The organism is Micromonospora sp. WMMC250 (assembly GCF_027460215.1).
GTDB lineage: Bacteria > Actinomycetota > Actinomycetes > Mycobacteriales > Micromonosporaceae > Micromonospora > Micromonospora taraxaci.
Map to the genome: position 1 here is coordinate 3,380,062 of NZ_JAPZBJ010000002.1, position 23,033 is coordinate 3,403,094.

The window sequence follows — 23,033 nt, forward strand, 5'->3', positions numbered from 1 at the left end:
CGCATGTATCCACCCACCGCCCGGACCACACCCCACCGCTCGCGCGACAGGATGAGCTACGACGAGGCCGCCGCCCACGCCGTGCTCGACGAGGCGTACGACTGCGCGCTCGGGTTCACCGTCGACGGCCAGCCACGGGTGCTGCCCACCCTGCACGTACGCATCGGCGACACCCTCTACCTGCACGGCTCCACCGGAAGCCGGCCGCTGCTGGCCGCTCGGGGCGACGGGCTGCCGGTCTGCGTAGCGGTGACGGTGCTGGACGGGCTGGTCTTCGCCCGTTCCCAGTTCCACCACAGCGCCAACTACCGCTCGGTCGTCGCGCACGGCACCGCCCGACTGGTCACCGACGAGCGGGAGAAGCTCGCCATGCTCACCGCGTTGGTGGAGAAGGTCGGCCCCGGACGCAGCACCGACACCCGCCCGCCCAGCCGACGGGAGCTGGCCGAGACCGCCGTGCTGGCACTGCCCCTGCGCGAGGTGTCCGTCCGGGCCCGCAGCGGTGGGGTCCGCGAGGACGAGGCCGACCTGCACCTGCCGCACTGGGCCGGTGTGCTGCCGCTGCGGTTGACCCCCGGACAACCCGAGCCGGACGCCGGGGTCACCGCACCGCTGCCGGCGTTCCTGCGTACGGCCCGCACGCGGTGGCACGACCCGGTGTCACTGCGCGGCGAACACGTCCGGCTGGAGCCGCTGGACCTGGCCCACACCGAGGAACTGCACGCCGCCACCGACGACGCGGAGGTGTGGCGGCACCTCAGCGTGGCGCCGCCCACCGCCCCCGACGGGACCGCCGCGGTGATCGGCACCGCCCTGGCCGCCCAGCACCGTGGTGAGCGGGTGGCCTGGGTGCAGCGGTGCGCGGCCACCGGGGCGGTGGTCGGCGGCACGTCCTACTACGACATCGACCCGGAACGGAGGGCGGTGGCGATCGGGCACACCTTCCTCGGCCGGCCCTGGTGGCGTACCGGCATCAACACCGAGGCGAAGCTGCTGCTGCTCGGCCGCGCCTTCGACGACCTGGGCGCGGTGCGGGTGGCCTGGCACACCGACATCCGCAACGTCCGCTCCCAGGCGGCCATCGAACGGCTCGGCGCGACCCGGGAAGGGGTCCTGCGGATGCACCGGCAACGCCCGGACGGCTCCTGGCGGGACACCGTCCAGTACGCGATGACCGTCGACGAGTGGCCGAACGCACAGGCCAGGCTGCAAGAAAGACTTCGCCGTACGGCACCGGTGGCGTGATGATGGCGGGCGTGCTGGGGATCACCGACATATGGACGTACGTGCTGGGCACCGTGGCCATCATCCTGCTGCCCGGGCCGAACTCACTCTTCGTGCTCTCCACCGCGGCCAAACGAGGCGTGGCGGTCGGCTACCGGGCCGCCGGGGGCGTGTTCGTCGGCGACGGGGTGCTGATGTTCCTCTCCGCCGCCGGGGTGGCGTCGTTGCTCAAGGCGTACCCGCCGCTGTTCCTGGTGATCAAGTACGCCGGCGCCGCGTACCTCGGTTATGTCGGGGTGACCATGCTGCTCGGCGCGGTGCGGCGCTGGCGCGACCGCAACGACCCGAGCACGCCGCGGCTCATCGACGCCGCGGAGCCAGCGGCGATGCGCAGCCCGTTCCGCAAGGCGCTGGTGATCAGCCTGCTGAACCCGAAGGCGATCCTGTTCTTCATCTCGTTCTTCATCCAGTTCGTCGACCCCGACTATGCCTGGCCGGCGCTCTCGTTCCTGCTCCTCGGCCTGATCGCCCAGGTGACCAGCGCGCTCTACCTGACCGCGTTGATCTTCGCGGGCACCTTCCTGGCCGCCCAGTTCCGGCAACGTCGCCGCCTGGCCGCCGGCGGCACCACCGCCGTGGCCGCCCTGTTCCTGGCCTTCAGCCTCAAGCTGGCCACCGCGACCGCCGGCTGACCCGGTCAGGTGCCGTCGCCACCTCCGGATCCTCCGCCGCCGACGCCTGCGCCGCCAGCGGTGCCGCCCAGCCCGAAGCCCGGGCGGATCGGCTCGTCGGGGTGGCGGCTGACGTGGGCGGACCCGCCGATCTGCGCGGACCAGTCGGCGTGGGCGGCAGCGGCGGCGTGCCGGTTGATCGCCTGGCGGAGCCAGCCGTCCACGGTGGCGACCCAGTCCCGCCGGTCGGCGTCCTCGTGCCAGATCCGGAACCTGCTGATGCTCTGGTGGGTGATGCCGGCCAGCGCCAGCCGGCGATCCATCCAGAGGATCGCCTCCAGGCCCGCCGAGTTGGTCACGAAGATCACCTCAAGCTCGGTGATCGGGCCGGCGTAGAGCGGCCCCACCCAGAAACCCCAGCGTTGGTGCAGCGGCAGTGTCTGCTCCACCCCGGGCAGCTCACCCTGCTGCAAGCCCGCCTGGCGGATCGCGAACCCGAGCGTGTCCAACGCCGCGAACACGTGCTGCTGGGTGGGGAGCGGGTGCACGAAGACGGGCACCATCGCCCCCTGGTCGAGGTCGGGGTCGACGGACACCTCGGTCCGCAGACCCATCCGCAGGCTCAGCAACGGCACCCCACCGAAGGTCGTCACCGGGGTCTCCCAGGGCAACGGCATGGCGAAGTCGACGGCCCTGCGCCGCCCGGCCGGTACGACGAACCGACCGGCGATGGGCACCTGGTGGAACTGCACGAGTCGTCGGGCGGCGGACGGGTCGTCCGGTTCGACAGTGGTGACCAGACCGAGCCGGATGTGCCGCACCAGCACGTCCTCCGGCCCGGCGGCGACTGTCACCCGCCCCGGCAGGCGCAGGCCCGGCCGGGTGCTCGGGTTGGGGAGCGTGGTCTGCACGGACAGGCCGGTCCAACCGGACTCCCGGGACACTCCCGTCAGCCGCACCGCGCGCCCCCTCCCGGCAGGGCCCCGTCGGCCCCACCCGGCGCGCCTACCCGGTCGGCGGGACGTCAAGCGCGGCAGCGCCGACCCGGCCGCGCACATCGGCGCGGCCGGGTCGGCGGGTCAGCGCAGGCGGCGTCCGCGCGGGACCGTGTCGGTCTCGTCGTCGAACTCCCCGATGACCTCCTCCAGGAGGTCCTCCAGGGCGACGAACCCGATCGGTCGAGCCGGGCCGCCGCCGTTGCGCACCAACGCGAGCTGCGACTGCCGGGCCCGCATCGCCGCCACCGCCTCGGTGACCGAGGACGTCGCGGGCAGGGTGAACGCGGGAGTCATCAACTCCCCGGCGGTCGCGGCACGACCGGTGGTGACCACCCGTACCGCCTCCCGGACGTGCACCAGGCCACAGACGTCGCCCTGCTCGTCCAGCACCGCCAGGCGGGATCGGCCGCTGTCCCGGCTGACCTCCTCGATCCGGCCGGCCGGATCGTTCCGGCGGACGGTGACCATGGTGGCGAACGGTTCCATCACCTGCGCCACCGACGTGCCCTGCAACTCCAGCATGCTGGTCAGCAACTGGTGCTGCTCCGCGCCGAGCAGCCCGTGCTCGCGGGACTGCTCCAGCAGGATCCGCAACTCGTCCGGGCCGTGCACCTGGGCGAGCTGATCCTGCTGGTTGACCCCGAACAGCCGCAGGATCGCGTTGGCCAGGGCGTTGAGCGCGGACAGCACCGGCCGCGACACCCGGGCGAAGGCCCGGAACGGCAACGCGAGCAGCGTCGCCGAGCGCTCCGCGTCGGTGATCGCCCACGACTTCGGGGCCATCTCCCCCACCACCAGGTGCAGGAAGGTCACCACTCCGAGGGCGAAGACCAGGGCGACCAGGTGGCTGGCCGCGTCCGGCAGGCCCACAGCGTGCAGCAGTGGGCTGAGCAGGTGCTCGATCGCCGGCTCGGCCAGCGCGCCGAGACCCAGGGTGCACAGCGTGATGCCGAGCTGCGCGCCGGCCAGCATCAGCGAGAGCTCGCGGACGCCGTCCAGCGCGGCGCGTGCCGCCCGGCCGCCGTTCGCCGCCGCCTGCTCCAGGCGGTACCGCTTGCTGGCCACCAGGGCGAACTCGGCGGCCACGAAGAACCCGTTCAGTGCCAGCAGGATCACCGAACTGAACAACGCGATTCCGGGGCTCATGCGGTCACCTCGGGTTTGGTCAGCTGCAACCGCACCGAGTCGGCCACGTGCCGGTCCACGGCCAGCACCTCGACCAGCGCGCGGGGTTCCGCGTCGTTGACCTCGCCGTCCGCGCCCTCCGGCAGCAGGCTGATCTCCAGCCGGTCACCGACCTCCGGCACCCGGCCCAGCTCCCGCATCACCAAACCGGACAGGGTGTCGTACTCCGGCGCCTCGGGCAGGGCGATGCCAGTGCTGTCGGCGACCTCGTCGATCCGCCAGCGCGCCGGCACCACCCAGGACCCGTCGTCCTGTCGGGCGGGTGCCCGCTCCGGTGGGTCGTCCTCGTCCCGGATCGGGCCGACCAGCTCCTCGGCGATGTCCTCCAGTGTGATGACGCCGGCGAAGCCGCCGTACTCGTCGACCACGCAGGCCATCTGCCGGTGACCGGACCGCAGGCGGTCCAGCACCGTGGGCAGGGGCAACGTCTCGGGTACGAGCAACGGCGGCCCCGCCACCGCGCTCACCGGGGTGGTCGCCCGCTCCCCCGGGGGTACGCCGAGCACGTCGGCGATGCCGACGACGCCGATCAGGTCGTCGACACCCTCCGCACCGCGCACCGGGAAGCGGGAGTGGCCGGTGTCCAGCAGTTCGACCACCCGGCTGACCGGCTCGTGCGCCCGTACGGTGTGCACGTCGACCCGGGGCACCATGGCCTCCCCGGCGCTCAGCTCGCGGAAGTCCAGACCTCGGTCGAGCAGCGTGGACATCTCCGCGTCCAGGCTGCCCTCCTCGCGGGACTCGGCGATGATCTGCTCCAGGTCGGCAGGGGTGGCGCCGCTGGGCAGCTCCTCGATGGGTTCGATACCGACCCGGCGGAGCAGCCGGATCGACGCCCGGTCGAAGAGCCGGATCAGCGGCCCGGCGATGGCCAGGTAGATGAGGGTGGACCGGCTCAGCGCGCGGGCCAACTGCTCGGCACGCGCGATGGCCAGGTTCTTTGGCGCCAACTCACCGAGGACCATCTGCACGATGGTGGCGATGACCAGGGCCAACGCCACCGAGAGCGGCAGGCTGACCGCCTCGCTGACGCCGGCCACGCCGAGCAGGTCGGCGAGGCCACCACCCAGGTACGGCTCGGCGACGTAACCGACCAGCAGGGCGGTGACGGTGATGCCGAGTTGGGCGCCGGAGAGCATGAAGGAGAGCCGGCTGGTGACGGTCAGGGCCCGGGCAGCGGCCTGGTCGCCGTCGTCGGCGAGCTGACGCAGCTTGCCCCGGTCCACGGCGACGTAGCCGAACTCCTGCGCCACGAAGTAACCCGTGGCGGCAGTGAGAACAACGATCAAGAGGAGACCAACGACGATCAACACGGGTCGCTCAGGGCTCCCGGGGTCGTCGGTACGGGAATATGCCGGGCACGACCCGGCTGGCTACTGCTGCCCTCCTGGGCAGAAGAGTCGATCATGCCGCCATTTTATCCGTCCCCACTGAAGGGCCGCTGAGAGATGGTCGCGATGCCGGCAGCCGGCCCCGGACTCCAGTCCGGGGCCGGCTGCCTGGTCGGTGCGGCGTCAGTACAACCAGTTGCACTCGGAGGTACCGCCGTAGCGACGCCCCGAATCGAAGACGAAGTATCCGCCCCAGTAGAGATTGGCCTCCTTCTCGAACCTGTTCCCCTCGTAGGCGTTCCCAGTCGTCACTCTCGAGTAGGCCGACTGGATTCCGTAGTCCGCCAGGAAGTTCGCCGCGGACGGGTATCGCGCGTACGCGTCGGAGTGGATCACCTCGTGCCGGGGGAGATCCGGGCCCCTGATGTCGGCGGAGACCCGTCCGTAGCCGAAGCGGATGTTCGCCCGCTTGTACGCCTCACACCGCAGGCGGGACCGGTACGAACTCTCGCTCCCACCGTAGAAGAAGTAGTCTCCGACGGTTGCCGGTTGATCTCCTGCCGGGGAGGTGCCGTAGCACACCCGCGAGCCGAAGCCCGGGTCACACCAGCTTCCGCCCCCCAGCACCCGGGTGGCGACGAGATTACTGCCGTTGAGGTCGTTTCCGCCGCGGGTCCTCGCGTACTCGGACCGTTGGACGACCGTCTCGGCGATCGGGGAGTCGGCGCTCTCCCCGGACATGTTGAAGGCGACCACCCGGAACTCGTGCAACTCGCCGTCCGAGAATCCGTACTTCAGGGAGGCGGAGGTGCCCGTGGCAGGCAGTGGCAGACGAATCCAGTGCCAATCCCCGGCAGTCCGGTACTCCATCCAGTAGTACACCCCGGCGGTGCTGCTCCTGGTCCAGCTCAGGTTCACCTGGCTGACCCCGTTGGAGCTGGCGGAGAGCGACGACACGCGCGTGGGCACGGGCGGCATGGGCTTGGCCGAGGCGACGTTGCTCGGCGTGCTGTCACCGGACATGTTCGTCGCCCGCACCCGGAAGTTGTACGTGGTGCCGTTGCCCAGGTAGCCGGCCACGAAGGTGCAGCACGACGTGATCGGCATCTTGACCCTGGTCCAGGTCGACGCGGTGCTCGTCTTGTATTCGACCAGGTAGTAGACGTTCGGCGTCGAACTCCTGCTCCACGTCAACGTCACCTTGCCGTTCCCGGCCGCCGCACTCAGCCCGGACGGCGCCTGCGGGACCGGCGGCATCGGCCGGGCCGACGCGGTGTTGCTCGGAGAACTGTCCCCCGCCTGGTTGGTGGCACGTACCCGGAAGTCGTAGGTCGTGCCGTTGCCCAGGTAGCCGGCCACGAAGGTGCAGCACTGGGTGACCGGCAACTTGAGCCGGGTCCAGTTCGCCGCGCCGGAGGCCCGGTACTCCACGAGGTAGTACACCTTCGCGGTGGAGCTGGCCGTCCACCGCAGCGTCACCTTGCCGTCGCCGGCACTGGCGGTCAGGCCGGACGGCGCCTGGGGAAACGGCGGGAGAGGGGTCGCCGCCGCGACGTTGCTGGTCGCCGACTGACCGGCCATGTTGCTGGCCGCCACCCGGAACTCGTAGCGGTGGCCGTTGGCGAGGTAGCCCGCGGTCATCGTGCAGCAGGTCGCCGGCAGCGCGACCTTCTGCCAGGACTGTCCCGCTGTCGTGTCGCGGAGGTAGACGTCGTAGTAGACGCCGCCGCTCGGGCTCGCCGTCCAGTTCAGGACGACCTTCCCGTCCCCCGACGTGGCGGTCAGGCCGGACGGTGCGGCCGGCACCGGTGGCAAGGGCCTGGCGCTGGCCACCGACGTCGGCGTGGACTCCCCGGCGCCGTTGATGGTGGTGACCTTGAACTCGTAGACATCGCCGTTGGTGAGGTAACCGGCGGTCATGGTGCAGCAGGTGGTGACCGGGGTGCCCACCTTCTGCCACGACTGGCCGGCGCTCGCGTTGCGCAGATAGACCTGGTACCAGGAACCGCCGGTCGGGCTGGCCGTCCAGTCGAGGATCACCTTGCCGTCGCCGGCGGTGGCCGTCAGCCCGCTCGGCGCCTGAGGCGCCCCGCCCACGGCGGTGACCCGGACGGTCGCCGAGGCGACACCCTCCCCGCCCTGGCTCTCACCGGTCACCTTGAACTCGTAGACATGGCCGTCGGCCAGATAGCCCCGGGTCGCCGAGTTCGTGCTGCTGGGCAGCGAGGACTTGGTGAACGTCGCCTGCCCCGCTGTGACATCGCGCTGGTAGACCCAGTAGAGAAGGCCGGGCGCCGGCGCGTCCCAGTTCAGTTCGATGGTGCCGGACCCGGCCGGTTGACCGCGCAGGTTGGTCGGTGCGGCCGGGCGGGGCTGGCTACTCGTCGCGGACACCACGTTTCCGGTGGGGCCCTCACCACCGGAGTTGATCGCGGCGATCTTGAACTCGTACGAGTGGCCGTTGGTGAGGTAGCCAGCGGTCATCGTGCAGCAGCTGGTGACCGGGGTGGCGAGCTTGGTGAAGGCGGCGTCCCCGGCGGTGACGTCCCGCTGGTAGACCTGGTACCAGAGATCCGGGCCGGGAGCCGTCCAGGCCAGCTTGATGGTGCCGTCGGCCTGGGCCGTCGCGGTCAGTGCGCTGGGGGCCGCGGGCAGCGGGGCCGTCGGCGTCACCGCGACGACGTTGCTCGCCGTGCTCTCCCCGCCCGACCCGCTGGCGGTCACCTTGAACTCGTAGCGATGGCCGTTGGTGAGATAACCGGCAGTCATCGTGCAGCAGGTGGTGACCGGGAATTCGAGCTGGGTGAACACCGTCTCGCCGGCGGTCACGTCCCGCACGTACACCAGGTGCCAGTTGTCGGCGACACCGTCCCAGGTCAGGACCGCCTGGCCGTTCCCGGCCGTGGCCCGCAGGTTGGTCGGGGCGGCGGGTGCCGCGACGTCCGCGGTCGCGGAGGCGACGGCGGACGTCGGTGACTCACCGGCGGCACCGAGCGCGCTGACCTTGTACTCGTAGGTGTGCCCGTCGACCAGACCGCCGGCGGTCATCGTGCAGCAGGTGTCCACCGGCCACTCCAGCCTGGTGAAGTCCGTCTCACCGGCCGTGACGTCGCGCTGGTACACCTGGAACCAGACCTCGGGCTGCGACTGCTGCCAGGTGAGCTTGATGCTGCCGTCCGGCTGCGCGGTCGCGGCCAGGGCGGTGGGGGTGGCCGGAAGGGGTCGCTGCGCGGTCGCCGTGGCCGCGCCGGACTGCGCCGACTCGCCGCCCTTGCCGAGGGCGGTGACCTTGTATTCGTAGGTGTGCCCGTTCGCCAGGCCGCCAGCGGTCATCGTGCAGCAGGTGTCGACCGGCCACTCCAACCTGGTGAAGTCCGTCTCGCCGGCGGTCACGTCGCGTTGGTAGACGTAGAACCAGTCGGTGCTGTTGGCGTGCGTCCACTGGAGTTTGATGTCGCCGGTGGTCTGGGTGGTGGCGGTCAGCCCGGTCGGCGTCGGCGGTCTGCTGTAGAACGCCGTCGCGGTCACCTCGACCGACCGTGGCGACTCGCCGCCGCCGTGCACGGCCACCACCTGGAACGCGTACTGATGGCCGTTCTCCAGGCCGTTCATCGTGAGAGTGGTGTCCTGCGGGGAGGAGTCCCACTGCCGGCTGGCCTCGGTCTCGCCGGCGGTGACGTCACGCCGGTACACCTCGTACCGCCAGACGTTCGGAACGGTGTTCCAGTTGAGCGTGATGGCACCGCCGTCGGCGGCGGCGGCCACCAGACCGGTCGGCGTCGCGGGCACTCCGATGGTGACGGTCACCGTGGCGGGGGCGGAGAGCGGTCCGGCACCGGCGGTGTTGCGGGCAGCGACCCGGAACTCGTAGGCGTGGCCGGTCTCGTAGAACACACTCAGCGCTGTGGAGTTCCCGGTGATCCCGGTGGAGACCCGCGCGAAGTGGGTCTGCCCCGCCGTCACGTCCCGCTGGTGGACCTCGTACGTCAGAGCGGTGCCGGCGGGCGCCTGCCAGCGCAGGCTGACGGCGCCGCTACTGTCCGCCTGCGCCGTCAGGGCGGTGGGCGCGGCGGGCACCGCGGTCGGATCGGGAGTGGGCCGGGGCCAGTCGACCTCGACGAACCGGGGCCGGTAGGTGCTCACGTCGCCGTAGACGGCGTCCGCGACGAGACTGTTGACGTTGTACGACACCAACAGCTTCCCGGCACGTGCCAACTCCGGGTGCACACGGGAGTCGTACACGATGCTGCCCGGGACGGTGGCCGGTTCCGGGGCGGTGAACAGCGGCAACGGACCGGCGAAGGGCCCGGTGGGCGAGCTGGCGGTGTAGGCCACGAAGTCGGCCGAGAAGGTCAGGTTGTTCTCCTGGGTGACCAGGACGTAGGTGCCGCCGACCTTCTGCATGCCGAAACCGGCGCCGACGCCGGACAGCACCCGCGCGGAATCGCCCTGGGCCGTGGACCAGCCGCTGCCGGTCCAGAACTGCCAGGCACCGGAGAGTCCGCCGGCCGGTACCCGGGCGACGTGGGCGAAGCGCATCTGGCCGACGGACTCGGCCCCGTAGATGTAGGTGAACGCGCCGTCCTCGAGCACTGCTGAACCCCAGGCGACCCTGTTGCCGTAGCCCCGGTCCACGATGCTTCGCACGGTGAGCGCCGGCAGGTCGAAGGTGACCACGGCGCTGTCCAGTTGGGCGAAGTCCAGCGGCCCGGTGCCCGTCGTCTTCATCCGCTGGTAGACCACCCGTAGCACGCCACTCTCGACCGTGCCGTCGCCGACCCAGTACTTGTCGGCGCTGCCGTCGGTCGGACGCACGAGCGAGGTGGGTGCGGCGGCCGAGCCGCCGTGCAGTGTCTGGACCAGGTCGGAGCCGTCCTGCACCACGATGGAGTTGTTCACCATCGGTGTGTTCCTCGGCAGAGTGTGGTCCGCGTTGACGGTGCCGATCAGGCTGTCCGAGAAGAGCCAGGCGTTACGGCCGTCCGGCAGCGGGATCGAGACGGTGCTGTCTCCACTCGTCCACTTGCCGGCGGTGTCGCCGTACGAGTTGAACTCGGTGTTGAGTGCGGCGGCCGTCATCCCGCCCTCGGGCAGGGCGGCGGCGGCAGGCCCGGGGGGCACGCCGACCAACAGGCCGAGGGTCACCGCACCGACGAGTGCGCCAGCGACACGGGCCCGGGCCCGCGCATGTCTCTTCATTTGTGTCTCCCGTTGTGAGGCGCACATCGTCACAGCGGTCGATTCGAGGCAGCAAGAGGCGTTCAGGCGTTGCCATAGATACGTTTACATCTAGAGATCAAACAGGTGTGTGTGCTAGTTCGGCGCGGTGACCGCACCCCCGGGCTGGGTCCGGGCAGCCGGGTCGGGTCACCGGTCGGCCAGCTCATCGGCGTCGAGCAGGCTCCGGTCGAGCCGCCCCGACCGGTACGCGGCCCGCCCGATCATCTGGGCCGCCACCGGCGCGGTCGCCAACTGGAAGACCGCCACCAGCAGGATCATGCCCAGATCCGCCGGGGACCGCAGCCGCAACCCGATGCCCAGCAGCAACAGGAGCACCCCGAGCACCTGCGGCTTGGTGGCCGCGTGCATCCGGGACAGCGCGTCCGGGAAGCGCAGCACACCGATCGCTGCGGCCAGGCCGAGCAACGCGCCGGCCACCAGGCAGAACGCACCGAGCCAGTCAGCGATCGTCGCGATCACCGCTGCTCCCGGACCGCGAAGCGGACCAGCGACACCGAGCCCACGAAGCCGAGCAGGGAGAGCACGACGAGCACCGGCAGTGTGGTGGCGTGCCGGTTGACCGCCGCCTCGGCGCCCACCGCGGCGACCATCGTGGCCAGCAGCATGTCCGCGGCGATCACCCGGTCCACCAGGGACGGGCCGCGGTAGAGGCGAAGCAGCGCGAGCACCGCTGTCACCGACAACAGAGCGGTGAGGACGACGGCCAGGAACGTGGTCACGGGCGGGTTCCCTTCTCGGACGAGCCGGTCTCGACGAGGCGCAGTTCGGCGGCGGAACCCACCGCGCGGATGATCCGTCGTTCGACGGTGAGGGTGCGTTCCCGGGCCACGTCCAGATCCGCCGGCCGGTGGGTGTCCAGCACGTGCAGGTAGAGCGTGCCGGCGTCCCGGTCCACTTCGAGGATCAACGTGCCCGGCACCAGTGAGACCGCCTCCGCGGTGAGCGCCAGGTTCAGGTCGCTGGACACCCGCAACCGGACTCCGATGATCGCACCACGCGGCCGGTAGCCGGGCTGCACGGCGATCCGGGCGACGTGCAGGCTCGCGGTGACCAGCTCGACGACGAACCGGGCGGCGAACACCAGCAACGCCGCCGGCCGCAGCCGTCCGCCGAAACTCACCGCCGGCAGCGGGTAGAAGACCAGCACCGCGCCGCCCACCAGCAGGCCGCCAGCCAGGTTCGCCCAGTTGACGTCCCCCCAGAGCAGGTTCCAGACCAGCACCAGCCACCCGAGCGCCACCACCTGGTCCCGCCAGCGCCCGAGCCGGCCGCGTCCGGACACCGCGGGACCGGAGGCGTCCGGGCCGGCACCGGACGCGCCGGTCACGGCTCACCGCCCGGAAACACGGCACGCACGTACGGGGTACGCAGGCGCAGGTCGGCCGCCGCGTCGGCGGTGACGTCGAAGAGCGGACCGGCCAGCACCGTCAACGCCAGCCCGAGGGCGACCAGGGCCACGGTGGCCCCGACCATGAGCTTCGGCAACTGGACGACGGGCTCACCGGTGGCCAGCCGGGGCGCGCGCCAGAAGGCGATGTTCCACACCCGGGACGCCACGTAGAGGGTGAGCAGGCTGGTCACCGTGCCGGCGGCCACCAGCACCCCGGGCAGCGGCCCGCCGGCCTCCACCCCGGCCTGGAGCAGACCGAGCTTGCCGAGGAACCCGGAGAACGGCGGCACCCCGGCCAGGTTCATGGCCGGGACGAAGAACAGCACACCGAGCAGCGGAGCCACCCGGGCCAACCCGCCGATCCGACGCAGGTCGGTGCTGCCGGCGCGCTCCTCGACCAGACCGGCGACCAGGAACAGCGTGGTCTGGATGGTGATGTGGTGCACCACGTAGAAGATCGCGCCGGAGAGCCCGGCGGCGGTGCTCAACGCCACCCCGAAGATCATGTAACCGATGTGGCTGACCAGGGTGAACGAGAAGAGCCGCTTCAGGTCGGACTGGGCCACCGCACCGAGGATGCCGACCACCATGGTCAGCCCGGCGACCACCATCAGCAGCGTGTCCGCCTGCCCACCGGGGAACAGCAACGTCTCGGTGCGGATGATCGCGTACACGCCCACCTTGGTGAGCAGACCCGCGAAGACGGCGGTGACCGGGGCCGGTGCGGTGGGGTAGCTGTCCGGTAGCCACGCCGACAACGGGAAGACCGCTGCCTTGATCGCGAAGGCCAGCAGCAACGTCAACTCCAGGGCCAGCCGGACCCCGTCCGGCAGGTCGTCGAGGCGTTGGGCGAGCTGGGCGAGGTTGAGTGTGCCGGTGGCCGCGTACACCAGGCCCACTGCCGTCAGGAACATCATCGAGGAGAGGATGCTGACCACCACGTACGTCGACCCGGTCCGGATCCGGGTCTCGGTGCCGCCCAACGTGATCAACACGAAGCTCGCGGCCAGCAGGATCTCGAAACCGACGAAGAGGTTGAACAGGTCACCGGCCAGGAACGCGTTGGTCACGCCCGCGGTGAGCACCAGATACGTCGGGTGGAAGATCGACACCGGCGTGGACTCGCTCGTCTCACTGCGACCCTGACCGATCGAGTACAGCAGCACGCAGAGGGTCACCGCCGACGACACCACCACCATCAACGCGGCCAACTGGTCGGCGACCAACACGATGCCGACCGGCGCCGGCCAACCGCCGACCGCCACCACCACCGGCCCGTGCCGGTACGCCTGCACCAGCAGCACCAACGCCACCACGAGCGTGCCGCCCAGGCAGAGCACACTGATCGCCCGCTGAAGTCGGGGCCACCCGGCCAACAGGAGGGTCAACGCCGCACCGAACAGCGGCACCACCACCGGCAGCGGCACCAGCGCGCCCATCACGCCTCGTCCCCGCGCCGCAGCCGACGACGGGCAGGCTCCGGATCGACCTGCTCCGGGTCACCGTTCGGCCCCTCACCACCGTGGTCGACGGCACCCACCTCGTTGCGCCCGGCCCGGCGGATGATCTGCCGGTCCTCCAGGTCGTCGGGCACCTCGTCGTCACCGGAGAGATACCAGCTGCGGTACGCCACGGCGAGCAGGAAAGCGGTGAACCCGAAGGTGATCACGATGGAGGTCAACACCATCGCCTGCGGCAGCGGGTCGCTCATCCGATCCACCGGACCGGTGCCGACGATCGGCGCCCCGCCCGACCGCCCACCCAGCAGGATCAACAGGTTCACCCCGTTGCCGAGCAGGATCACACCCAGCAGGATCCGGGTCAGGCTGCGCTCCAACAGCAGGATCACCCCGCACCCGAACAGCACCGCGACGGCCAGCACCAGCACCAACGTCGGCCCAGCGTCGCTCGCGGTCACGGTGCCACTCCTGTTCGCGACTGCGGGGCTCGCAAAACCGGCTCACTCCTCGCGCTCACGGTGCCACTCCTGTTCGCGACTGCGGGGCTCGCAAAACCGGCTCACTCCTCGCGCTCACGGTGCCACTCCTGTTCGCGACTGCGGGGCTCGCAAAACCGGCTCACTCCTCGCGCTCACGGTGCCACTCCTGTTCGCGACTGCGGGGCTCGCAAAACCGGCTCACTCCTCGCGCTCACGGTGCCACTCCTGTTCGCGACTGCGGGGCTCGCAAAACCGGCTCACTCCTCGCGCTCACGGTGCCACTCCTGTTCGCGACTGCGGGGCTCGCAAAACCGGCTCACTCCTCGCGCTCACGGTGCCACTCCTGTTCGCGACTGCGGGGCTCGCAAAACCGGCTCACTCCTCGCGCTCACGGTGCCACTCCTGTTCGCGACTGCGGGGCTCGCAAAACCGGCTCACTCCTCGCGCTCACGGTGCCACTCCTGTTCGCGACTGCGGGGCTCGCAAAACCGGCTCACTCCTCGCGCTCACGGTGCCACTCCTGTTCGCGACTGCGGGGCTCGCAAAACCGGCTCACTCCTCGCGCTCACGGTGCCACTCCTGTTCGCGACTGCGGGGCTCGCAAAACCGGCTCACTCCTCGCGCTCACGGTGCCACTCCTGTTCGCGACTGCGGGGCTCGCAAAACCGGCTCACTCCTCGCGCTCACGGCCGTTCCCCCTTGTCGACGGCCAGGCCACCGGTTGCCTCACCGGTGGCCTCGATGTGCCGGTCCACCTCCGCGCCGAGGCTGCGCAGGATGTCCAGCACCAACCCGATCACGACCAGGTACACGCCGATGTCGAAGAAGAGAGACGTCACCAGGTGGAGGTCGCCGACCAGCGGCAGGGTCTGGTCGAGCTTGGCGCTCTCCAGCACCGCGCCACCGGCCAGCAACGCCACCACCCCAGTGCCCGCCGACACGGCCAGCCCGGCACCGAGGATCGGGCCGGCGCCGATCGGAGCAGCCTCGGTCAACTCGTACCGGCCACCCGCCAGATAACGCACCACCAGGGCGAGACCCGCCACCAGGCCGCCCGCGAAACCACCGCCCGGAGCGTTGTGTCCGGAGAAGAGCAGGAAGAGGGAGAACAGCACAACGGTGTGGAAGATCAGCCGGGTGACCACCTCCAACACGATCGAGCGGCGCTCCGTGTAGAGAGTGGGGCCACCGCGCAGCCACACCGACCGGCCGGACTCGCTCAGCCGCTGGTCCGACTCCGGCCGTCGCGGACGCGGCCCGGTGCGGGACCGCTCGAAGATCAGGCTGGCCACCCCGGTCGCGGCCACCACCAGCACCGCCAACTCCCCCATGGTGTCCCAGGCCCGGATGTCGACGAGGGTCACGTTGACCACGTTGCGGCCGTACCCCTGGACCACCGCCAGGTCCGGGAAGGCGGCGGAGATGTCTGGTGCCCGGCGGGCACCGGCGGCCGTGAGGGCCAGCCCGGCGGCCACCACACCCACCGCCACCCCGATGACCCGACGAACCCAACGGGTACGGCGCAGCGGGCGGGCCGAGAACCGCTCCGGCAGCCGACGCAGCACCAGCACGAAGACCGCTATCGTCGCGGTCTCCACCAGGAACTGGGTGAGCGCCAGGTCGGGTGCCCCGTGCAGGACGAACAGCATCGCCGTGCCGTAGCCGGTCATCCCCACCAGCAGCATCGCGGTCAGGCGGCGACGGGCGCCGACCGCCAGCACCGCGGCGACCGCGATCACCACGACGACCACCGGTTGCAGCGCGCTGTCCCAGAGCGGGAGCCGCGCCCGCCACGGGCCGGCGGAGAGCATCGCCGTGCCGGGCACCAGCACCAGGGAGACCAGGATGACGCCCAGATACTGCGGCAGGGAACCACGTTGGGTCGCGCCGGTGACCTCGATGGCCAGCCGGTCGAACCGGCCCACGATCCACTCGTACCCCTGGTTGCCGCCCACCGGCGCGCGTAGCCGGGCCAGCACGGGGGCGAACGGCCCGCGCAGGGCGAAGAGCAGGCCACCACCGACGAGCGCCACCACCGACAGACCGAGCGCCGGCGTCGGCCCGGACCAGAGCGCCAGGTGCGCGTCCACCCGACCGAGCAGATCGGCGTACGGACGCAGCAGGTGGTCCAGCACGCTCGCGGCCGGACCGGCGAGCAGACCCACCCCGGCGAGCACCGCCGGCGGGACCAGCATCGACGCGGCGACCGGTCCCGGTCGGACCGGCTCCACACCTGGCCGGTCGGCGAACGCGCCCCAGAGGAAGCGTGCGCTGTACGCGACGGTGAGCACCGTCCCGGCGACCAGGCCGGTGAGGAGCACCGGCTGATCGGTGAACGCGGCGAACACCGCCTCCTTGGACACGAAGCCGACCAGCGGCGGCACACCGGCCATCGACGCCGCAGCCAGCACCGCCACCACGAACAGCGGCCGGGACCAGTGCCGCAGCCCGGTCAGCTCGCGCAGGTCACGGGTGCCCGCACCGTGGTCGATGATCCCGACGACCAGGAACAGCGCCGCCTTGAACAACGCGTGCGCCAGCAGCATCGCCACGCCGGCCAGGGCCGCGTCCGGGGTACCCGACCCGGTGACCGCGATCAGCAGACCGAGCTGGCTGACCGTCCCGTACGCCAGCAGCAGCTTCAGATCGGTCTGCCGCAGCGCCGCCCAACCGCCGACGAGCATCGTCGCCACGCCGGCGACCTGCACCACCGGCCGCCACGGGCCGACCGTGGCGAGCACCGGTGCGAGCAGCCCTACCAGATAGACGCCGCCCTTGACCATCGCGGCGGCGTGCAGGTACGCGCTGACCGGCGTGGGGGCCGCCATCGCGACCGGTAGCCAGGAGTTGAACGGGAGCACCGCCGACTTGGACAGCGCGCCGGCCAGGATCAGCAGCACGGCCCCGACCAGGTATCCGCCGCCGGGCAGTGCGTGAGAGGTGATCTCCGACCACCGGTAGGTGCCGGCGTGCTCGCCCAGCATGATGAACCCGACCAGCATGGCGAGCCCGCCCAGCGTGGTGACCGTCAACGCCTGCGCCGCCGCCCACCGGCTGGACCGCCGTTCGGTGCTGTGCCCGATCAGCAGGTACGAGAAGATCGTGGTCAGCTCCCAACCGACGTAGAGCAGCAGCAGGTCGTCGGCGAAGACCAGGACGAGCATCGCGCCGGCGAAGGCCACCAGGACCCCGGCGAACTGCGCCATCCCGGTGGAGCCGGTGCTGAAGTAGCGAGCGCTGTAGACCAAAACCAGCGCGCCGACGCCGCCGATCAGCAGTGTCATCAGCCAGGACAGCGTGGTGAGCCGTAGCGCGATGTCCAGACCCAACTGCTGGATCCACGGGTACGTCTCGACCACCGCCCCGCCGTCGGCGACGTCCGGGGTGCGGGCAACCGCCCAGCAGAACGCGGCGGCCGGCGCCAGCGCCAGCGGGTAGCACGCGCTGGAACCCCACCACCGGACGAGCAGCGGTGCGGCGAGAGCCGCCGCGAGGTGGAGGACGAGCAGTACCAGCACCTGCGCTCCCGATCGAGGTGGCCGACGCCCGTGCAGCGGTGGCGCCTAGCAGCGATCAGACGACAGTTCATCGCCCTCCGGGCGGTTTTGCCGGAATTCGTCCGCAGTCCACCCGCCCGGCTCCGCGTCCGAGGCCACGCTGGAAGGCGTCCTGCGGCGCGGTCCGGCCGCGTCGATCATGGAGTTGTGGTGACCGTTTCGATCACGAAAGAGCGCCTTTGTCACCCACCACAACTCCATGATCGACCCAACGGAGGGGGTGGGACCGAGGGAGGAGCGGGGGCTGGGTGGGGTTAGCGCAGGAGGGCGTTGTTGAGCGGGTTGGTGTCGTCCGGGGCGGGGCGGTCGCGGTGGAGCTCGGCCAGGAGATCCAGCCGGCCGAGTTGGCGGGCGACCCGGTCGACGACCCTCTCGGCGGCTGCCAACGACCGCACCGAGAGCAAGCGGCCACGGCTCTCGCGACGCAGCACGAAGTAGTGGACGGCGACGCGAACCTGGCCGCGATCGGCAGCGCTCGCCTGGGCGGTGCAGCGGACCAGCTCCCGCAGGCAGCGGGCGAGGCGTTCGGCGAGCTCGAGCTCGGGGCCGTGCAGACCGCCACGGAGGGCGGCAAGATGGCTGTCAACCTTGCGAATCAGCACGTCGGTGCCCGGTTCGACGGTGCGCTGCTCGCCGGCCATCAAATCCCCTCACCCCGGTTCGCGTTGCGAGTGAAGTTACTTTATGTTGCTCCTTAGAAGCAAGCAGTTAAGTGAGACTTAACGTATTAAGCGCACGTTCCACGCTTTTTGCTTTTAGTCGGGCACATTCCGCGTCGGCTCGCTCGTGGATGTCGTACCGGCGGGGCACGATGGACCGGTGACCGGGGCAGACGCAGACGCCGGCGCGGTGCTCGCCGGGTTCGGCGCGGCAACCCGCGCCTGGTTCGACGCCGCCTTCGCCGCGCCCACCGCCGCCCAGACCGGCGCCTGGCGGTCCGTCGCGGCCGGCCGTAACGCCCTCGTGGTGGCGCCCACCGGCTCGGGCAAGACGCTCGCGGCCTTCCTCTGGTCACTGGACCGGCTGGCCCGCGAGCCGGCGCCGGCCGAGGCCCGCCAGCGGTGCCGCGTGCTCTACGTCAGCCCGCTCAAGGCCCTCGCCGTCGACGTGGAACGCAACCTGCGCGCCCCCCTGGCCGGCATCCGCCAGGCAGCCACCCGTCTGGGTGTCGCACCGCCCGACATCACCGTCGGCATGCGCACCGGCGACACACCGGCCGACGAGCGACGGGCCTTCGCCCGCACCCCACCGGACATCCTCATCACCACACCCGAGTCGCTGTTCCTGCTGCTCACGTCCGCGGCCCGCGACTCGCTGCGCGGCGTCCAGACGGTGATCGTCGACGAGGTGCACGCGGTGGCCGGCAGCAAGCGTGGCGCCCACCTCGCCCTCTCCCTCGAACGCCTCGACGAGCTGCTGCCCGCCCCGGCGCAACGCATCGGCCTCTCCGCCACCGTCCGGCCGATCGACGCCTGCGCGCAGTTCCTCGGCGGTGCCCGCCCGGTCGACGTGGTGCAGCCGGCCACCCCGAAGACCATCGAGGTGAGCGTCCAGGTCCCGGTGGAGGACATGACCCGCCTCGACGAGCAGGAGCAGCCACCGGAGGACGACCTCGGCGGCCCCGGACCACGACGCGCCTCGATCTGGCCGGCCGTCGAGGAACGGGTCTTCACCCTCATCGGGCAGCACCGCTCGACGATCGTGTTCACCAACTCCCGCCGCAGCGCCGAGCGCCTCTGCGCCCGGCTCAACGAGCTGGCCGCCGAAGAGGCGGCCGAGGGCGCGAACGGCGTACCGGAAGGGTTGTCGGCCGACGACGACCTGGCGGGCGACCGCGACCCGGCGTCCGGGGCGCAGCGGTGGGGTGGCCCCGCGGGTCCGCTGCGCAACCGGCCACCGGCCGAGGTGATGGCCCAGTCCGGCGAGGCCACCGGCGCGGCGCCGGTGATCGCCCGCGCCCACCACGGCAGCGTCTCCCGCGAGGAGCGCAAGCACATCGAGGAGGCGCTCAAGTCCGGCCAGTTGCCGGCGGTGGTGGCCACCTCCAGCCTGGAGCTGGGCATCGACATGGGCGCGGTCGACCTGGTGGTGCAGATCGAGGCGCCACCGAGCGTGGCCGCCGGTCTGCAACGGGTCGGCCGGGCCGGGCACCAGGTGGGGGCGGTCTCCCGCGGGGTGGTCTTCCCGAAGCACCGCGGCGACCTGCTGTCCTGCGCGGTGGTCGCCGAGCGGATGACCGACGGCGCGATCGAGGAGCTGCACTACCCGCGCAATCCCCTGGACGTGCTGGCCCAGCAGATCGTCGCGATGGTGGCGCTGGAGCCGTGGCCGCTCGGCGACCTGGCCGTGCTGGTCCGCCGGGCCGCGCCCTTCGCCGAGCTGCCCGACTCCGCGTTGCACGCCGTTCTGGACATGCTCTCCGGCCGCTACCCGTCCACCGCGTTCGCCGAGCTCCGTCCCCGACTGGTGTGGGACCGGGCCACCGACCTGCTCACCGGCCGTCCCGGCGCGCAGCGACTCGCGGTGACCAGCGGCGGCACCATCCCGGACCGGGGCCTGTTCGGGGTCTTCCTGGCGGGCGCGGAGCGGGCCGCCCGCGTCGGTGAGCTGGACGAGGAGATGGTCTACGAGTCGCGGGTCGGCGACGTCTTCCTGCTCGGCTCCTCCTCGTGGCGCATCGAGGAGATCACCCCGGACCGGGTGCTGGTGTCGCCCGCCCCCGGTCAGGCGGCGCGGATGCCGTTCTGGAAGGGCGACCAGCTGGGCCGGCCGGTGGAGCTGGGCCGGGCCATCGGCGCCCGGGTGCGCACCCTGCTGCGGCAGAGCGACGAGGCGGCGCTGGCCGCGCTGCGCGACGGCGGCCTGGACGACTGGGCCGCCGGCAACCTGATGGCCTACCTGCGCGACCAGCGCGAGGCCACCCGCTCGCTGCCCGACGACCGGACGATCGTGGTCGAACGGTTCCGCGACGAGCTGGGCGACTGGCGGCTCGCCGTGCACAGTGTCCTCGGCGCCCGGGTCAACGGGCCCTGGGCGCTCGCCGTCGGCCGTCGGCTGGCCGAGCGGTACGGCGTGGACGCCCAGGTGATGCCCTCCGACGACGGCATCGTGGTGCGCCTGCCCGACACCGCCGACGAGCCACCCGGCGCCGACGTGGTGGTCTTCGAGCCGGACGAGATCGCTCAGCTCGTCGAGGAGTCGGTCGGCACCTCGGCGCTCTTCGCCGCCCGTTTCCGGGAGTGCGCCGCCCGGTCGTTGCTGCTGCCCCGCCGCGACCCGCGCCGCCGCCAACCGCTCTGGCAGCAGCGACAACGCGCCGCCCAGTTGCTCGACGTCGCCCGCGAGTACGCCGACTTCCCGGTCACCCTGGAGGCCGCTCGGGAGTGCCTCCAGGACGTCTTCGACCAGCCCGCGCTGGCCGGGTTGATGCGTGACCTGGCCAACCGCAAGGTGCGGCTGGTCGAGGTCGAGACCAGCGCGCCGTCCCCGTTCGCCAGGTCGCTGCTCTTCGGTTACGTCGGCGCGTTCCTCTACGAGGGCGACGCGCCGCTCGCCGAGCGTCGCGCCGCCGCGCTCGCCCTGGACTCCACGCTCCTCGGTGAGCTGCTCGGCCGGGTCGACCTGCGCGAGCTGCTCGACCCGGCGGTGCTCACCGAGACCGATCGGCAGCTGCGGTGGCTGACCGAGCAACGCCGCCCCCGCGACGCCGAGGACGTCGTCGAGTTGCTGCGGGTTCTCGGTGACCTGAGCGACGCCGAGTTGACCGAGCGGGGGGTGCCGGAAGCCTGGCTGACCGAGCTGGAGGCCACCCGCCGGGTGCTACGGGTCCGGATCGCCGGTGAGCAGCGCTGGGTGGGTGTCGAGGACGCCGCCCGGCTGCGCGACGCTCTCGGCGTGGCGTTGCCGGTCGGGGTGGCCGAGGCGTACCTCGCCCCGGTGGCCGATCCGCTCGGTGACCTGGTGGCCCGCTACGCCCGCACCCGCGGGCCCTTCGCGGCAGCCAGCTGCGCGGCACGCTTCGGGCTCGGCGTGTTCGTCGTCGAGCAGGCGTTGCGCCGGCTCGGCGCGACCGGACGGGTGGTCTCCGGGGAGTTCACCCCGGACTCGGCCGGCGCCGAGTGGTGCGACGCCGAGGTGCTGCGGATGCTGCGCCGCCGCTCGCTCGCGGCGCTGCGCCGGGAGATCGAGCCGGTGCCGCCCCGGGCGCTCGCCACGTTCCTGCCCCGCTGGCAGCAGGTCGGCTCCTCCGCCCGAGGTGTGGAGGCGCTCGCCGCGACGGTGGAGCAGTTGCAGGGCGCGGCGGTGCCGGCGTCCGCCCTGGAGCGGCTGGTGCTGCCCGGTCGGGTCGCCGACTACTCCCCCGCCCAGCTCGACGAGCTGTGCGCCAGCGGGGAGGTGCTGTGGGCGGGTTCCGGCGCGATCTCCGGGGGCGACGGCTGGGTGACCCTCGCGTACGCGGATGCCGCACCGCTGCTACTCCCGCCGCCGGACGAGGCGTTGACCCGTACCCCGTTGCACGACGCGGTGCTCGACGCGCTCGGCGACGGGCAGGCGCTGTTCTTCCGGGCGTTGGCCGACCGGGTCGGGTCGACCGACGACGCCGCACTGACCACGGTGATCTGGGACCTGGTCTGGGCCGGGCACCTCACCAACGACACCCTCGCTCCGCTGCGCGCGGTGCTCGGCGCCGGCGGTGCCCACCGCTCACGGCCGTCCGCGCCGCGCACCCGTTACCGGCGTCCGGGTCGGGTGGCACTGCCCAGCCGGAGTGGTCCGCCGACCGTCGCCGGTCGGTGGTCGCGCCTGCCGGAGCGCGACGTCGACCCGACCCGACGGGCCGCGGCGCTCGCCGACGTCCTGCTGGAACGGCACGGGGTGGTCACCCGCGGCGCGGTGATGGCCGAGCAGGTGGTCGGCGGTTTCTCGGCGGTCTACCCGGTGCTGTCGGCCCTTGAGGAACGCGGCGCGGCCCGCCGGGGTTACTTCGTCGAGGGGCTGGGCGCGGCGCAGTTCGCGGTGCCGGGCGCGGTGGACCGGCTCCGCGCGTTGGCCGACCCCACCGACGGCGCGCGGGGCCGGGGCACACCGGCCAGCGTGCTCGCCGCCACCGACCCCGCCAACCCGTACGGCGCGGCGCTGCCCTGGCCGGACCGGGTGCTCGACTCCGGTGACGGGGCCGCCCCGGCGACCGGGCACCGGGCCGGCCGCAAGGCCGGTGCGCTGGTGGTGCAGGTCGGCGGTGACCTCGTCCTCTACGTGGAACGTGGCGGCCGGACGCTGCTCTCCTTCAGCGACGACGCCGACGCCCTCGCCGCGGCCGGCAAGGCGCTCGCCGATGCCGTCCACTCGGGCGCGTTGGGTGCGATGTCGGTGGAGCGGGCCGACGGCGAGGCGGTGCACTCCTCACCGCTGCGCGACGCGCTGACCGCCGCCGGTTTCCGGGCCACCCCGCGTGGCCTGCGCCTGCGCGGCTGACCGCCCCGCCACCGCACCCGGT

Annotated in this window: 14 protein-coding genes; 3 read left to right on the forward strand and 11 right to left on the reverse strand. The window is 71.8% G+C overall.

Annotation, left to right across the window (positions count from 1 at the left end; all coding sequences use genetic code 11):
- The first annotated feature begins 3 nt into the window (after positions 1-3).
- A complete protein-coding gene (locus O3438_RS14855) occupies positions 4-1,245 on the forward strand; it encodes a bifunctional pyridoxamine 5'-phosphate oxidase family protein/GNAT family N-acetyltransferase (RefSeq protein WP_269680530.1) in 1,242 nt (413 codons plus the stop codon).
- The gene (gene leuE, locus O3438_RS14860; RefSeq protein WP_269680531.1) at positions 1,245-1,916 is read left to right on the forward strand and encodes a leucine efflux protein LeuE; all 672 of its coding nucleotides are present in this window, start codon (positions 1,245-1,247) and stop codon (positions 1,914-1,916) included. The genes O3438_RS14855 and leuE overlap by 1 nt, the downstream gene beginning before the upstream one ends.
- 5 nt (positions 1,917-1,921) lie before the next feature.
- On the opposite strand, the gene O3438_RS14865 is transcribed toward leuE, so the two are convergent.
- The 11 genes from O3438_RS14865 to O3438_RS14915 all read right to left on the reverse strand — a co-directional run bounded on the left by O3438_RS14865 (position 1,922) and on the right by O3438_RS14915 (position 18,177).
- On the reverse strand, positions 1,922-2,854 hold the full coding sequence (locus O3438_RS14865; RefSeq protein WP_269680532.1) for a sporulation protein: 933 nt from the start codon (positions 2,852-2,854) through the stop codon (positions 1,922-1,924).
- Between the two features lie 120 nt (positions 2,855-2,974).
- Positions 2,975-4,039 carry a hemolysin family protein gene (locus O3438_RS14870; protein WP_269680533.1) on the reverse strand — a complete coding sequence of 355 codons (1,065 nt, stop codon included), beginning with the start codon at positions 4,037-4,039 and terminating at the stop codon, positions 2,975-2,977.
- The gene (locus O3438_RS14875; RefSeq protein ID WP_269680534.1) at positions 4,036-5,391 is read right to left on the reverse strand and encodes a hemolysin family protein; all 1,356 of its coding nucleotides are present in this window, start codon (positions 5,389-5,391) and stop codon (positions 4,036-4,038) included. Before O3438_RS14875 ends, O3438_RS14870 begins: the two co-directional genes overlap by 4 nt.
- Positions 5,392-5,592: 201 nt before the next feature.
- On the reverse strand, positions 5,593-10,608 hold the full coding sequence (locus O3438_RS14880; RefSeq protein ID WP_269680535.1) for a fibronectin type III domain-containing protein: 5,016 nt from the start codon (positions 10,606-10,608) through the stop codon (positions 5,593-5,595).
- 168 nt (positions 10,609-10,776) lie between these two features.
- Positions 10,777-11,106, reverse strand: coding sequence for a monovalent cation/H(+) antiporter subunit G (mnhG, locus tag O3438_RS14885; RefSeq protein WP_088991858.1), 330 nt, complete (start codon positions 11,104-11,106; stop codon positions 10,777-10,779).
- On the reverse strand, positions 11,106-11,369 hold the full coding sequence (locus O3438_RS14890; RefSeq protein ID WP_269680536.1) for a monovalent cation/H+ antiporter complex subunit F: 264 nt from the start codon (positions 11,367-11,369) through the stop codon (positions 11,106-11,108). The genes mnhG and O3438_RS14890 overlap by 1 nt, the downstream gene beginning before the upstream one ends.
- A complete protein-coding gene (locus O3438_RS14895; protein ID WP_269680537.1) occupies positions 11,366-11,977 on the reverse strand; it encodes a Na+/H+ antiporter subunit E in 612 nt (203 codons plus the stop codon). Before O3438_RS14895 ends, O3438_RS14890 begins: the two co-directional genes overlap by 4 nt.
- The gene (locus O3438_RS14900) at positions 11,974-13,479 is read right to left on the reverse strand and encodes a Na+/H+ antiporter subunit D (protein ID WP_269680538.1); all 1,506 of its coding nucleotides are present in this window, start codon (positions 13,477-13,479) and stop codon (positions 11,974-11,976) included. Before O3438_RS14900 ends, O3438_RS14895 begins: the two co-directional genes overlap by 4 nt.
- Positions 13,479-13,958 (reverse strand): Na(+)/H(+) antiporter subunit C, encoded by a 480-nt coding sequence (locus tag O3438_RS14905; protein WP_145784966.1) that lies wholly within the window; start codon positions 13,956-13,958, stop codon positions 13,479-13,481. Before O3438_RS14905 ends, O3438_RS14900 begins: the two co-directional genes overlap by 1 nt.
- A gap of 704 nt (positions 13,959-14,662) precedes the next feature.
- Complete coding sequence (locus O3438_RS14910) at positions 14,663-17,497, reverse strand: Na+/H+ antiporter subunit A (protein ID WP_269680539.1); 2,835 nt, start codon at positions 17,495-17,497, stop codon at positions 14,663-14,665.
- A gap of 293 nt (positions 17,498-17,790) precedes the next feature.
- Positions 17,791-18,177 carry a hypothetical protein gene (locus O3438_RS14915; protein ID WP_269680540.1) on the reverse strand — a complete coding sequence of 129 codons (387 nt, stop codon included), beginning with the start codon at positions 18,175-18,177 and terminating at the stop codon, positions 17,791-17,793.
- Between the two features lie 145 nt (positions 18,178-18,322).
- Here O3438_RS14915 and O3438_RS14920 point away from each other — a divergent pair, with 145 nt between their 5' ends.
- Positions 18,323-23,011, forward strand: a complete 4,689-nt coding sequence (locus O3438_RS14920) for an ATP-dependent helicase (RefSeq protein WP_442929605.1) — start codon at positions 18,323-18,325, stop codon at positions 23,009-23,011.
- Positions 23,012-23,033 lie beyond the last annotated feature (22 nt).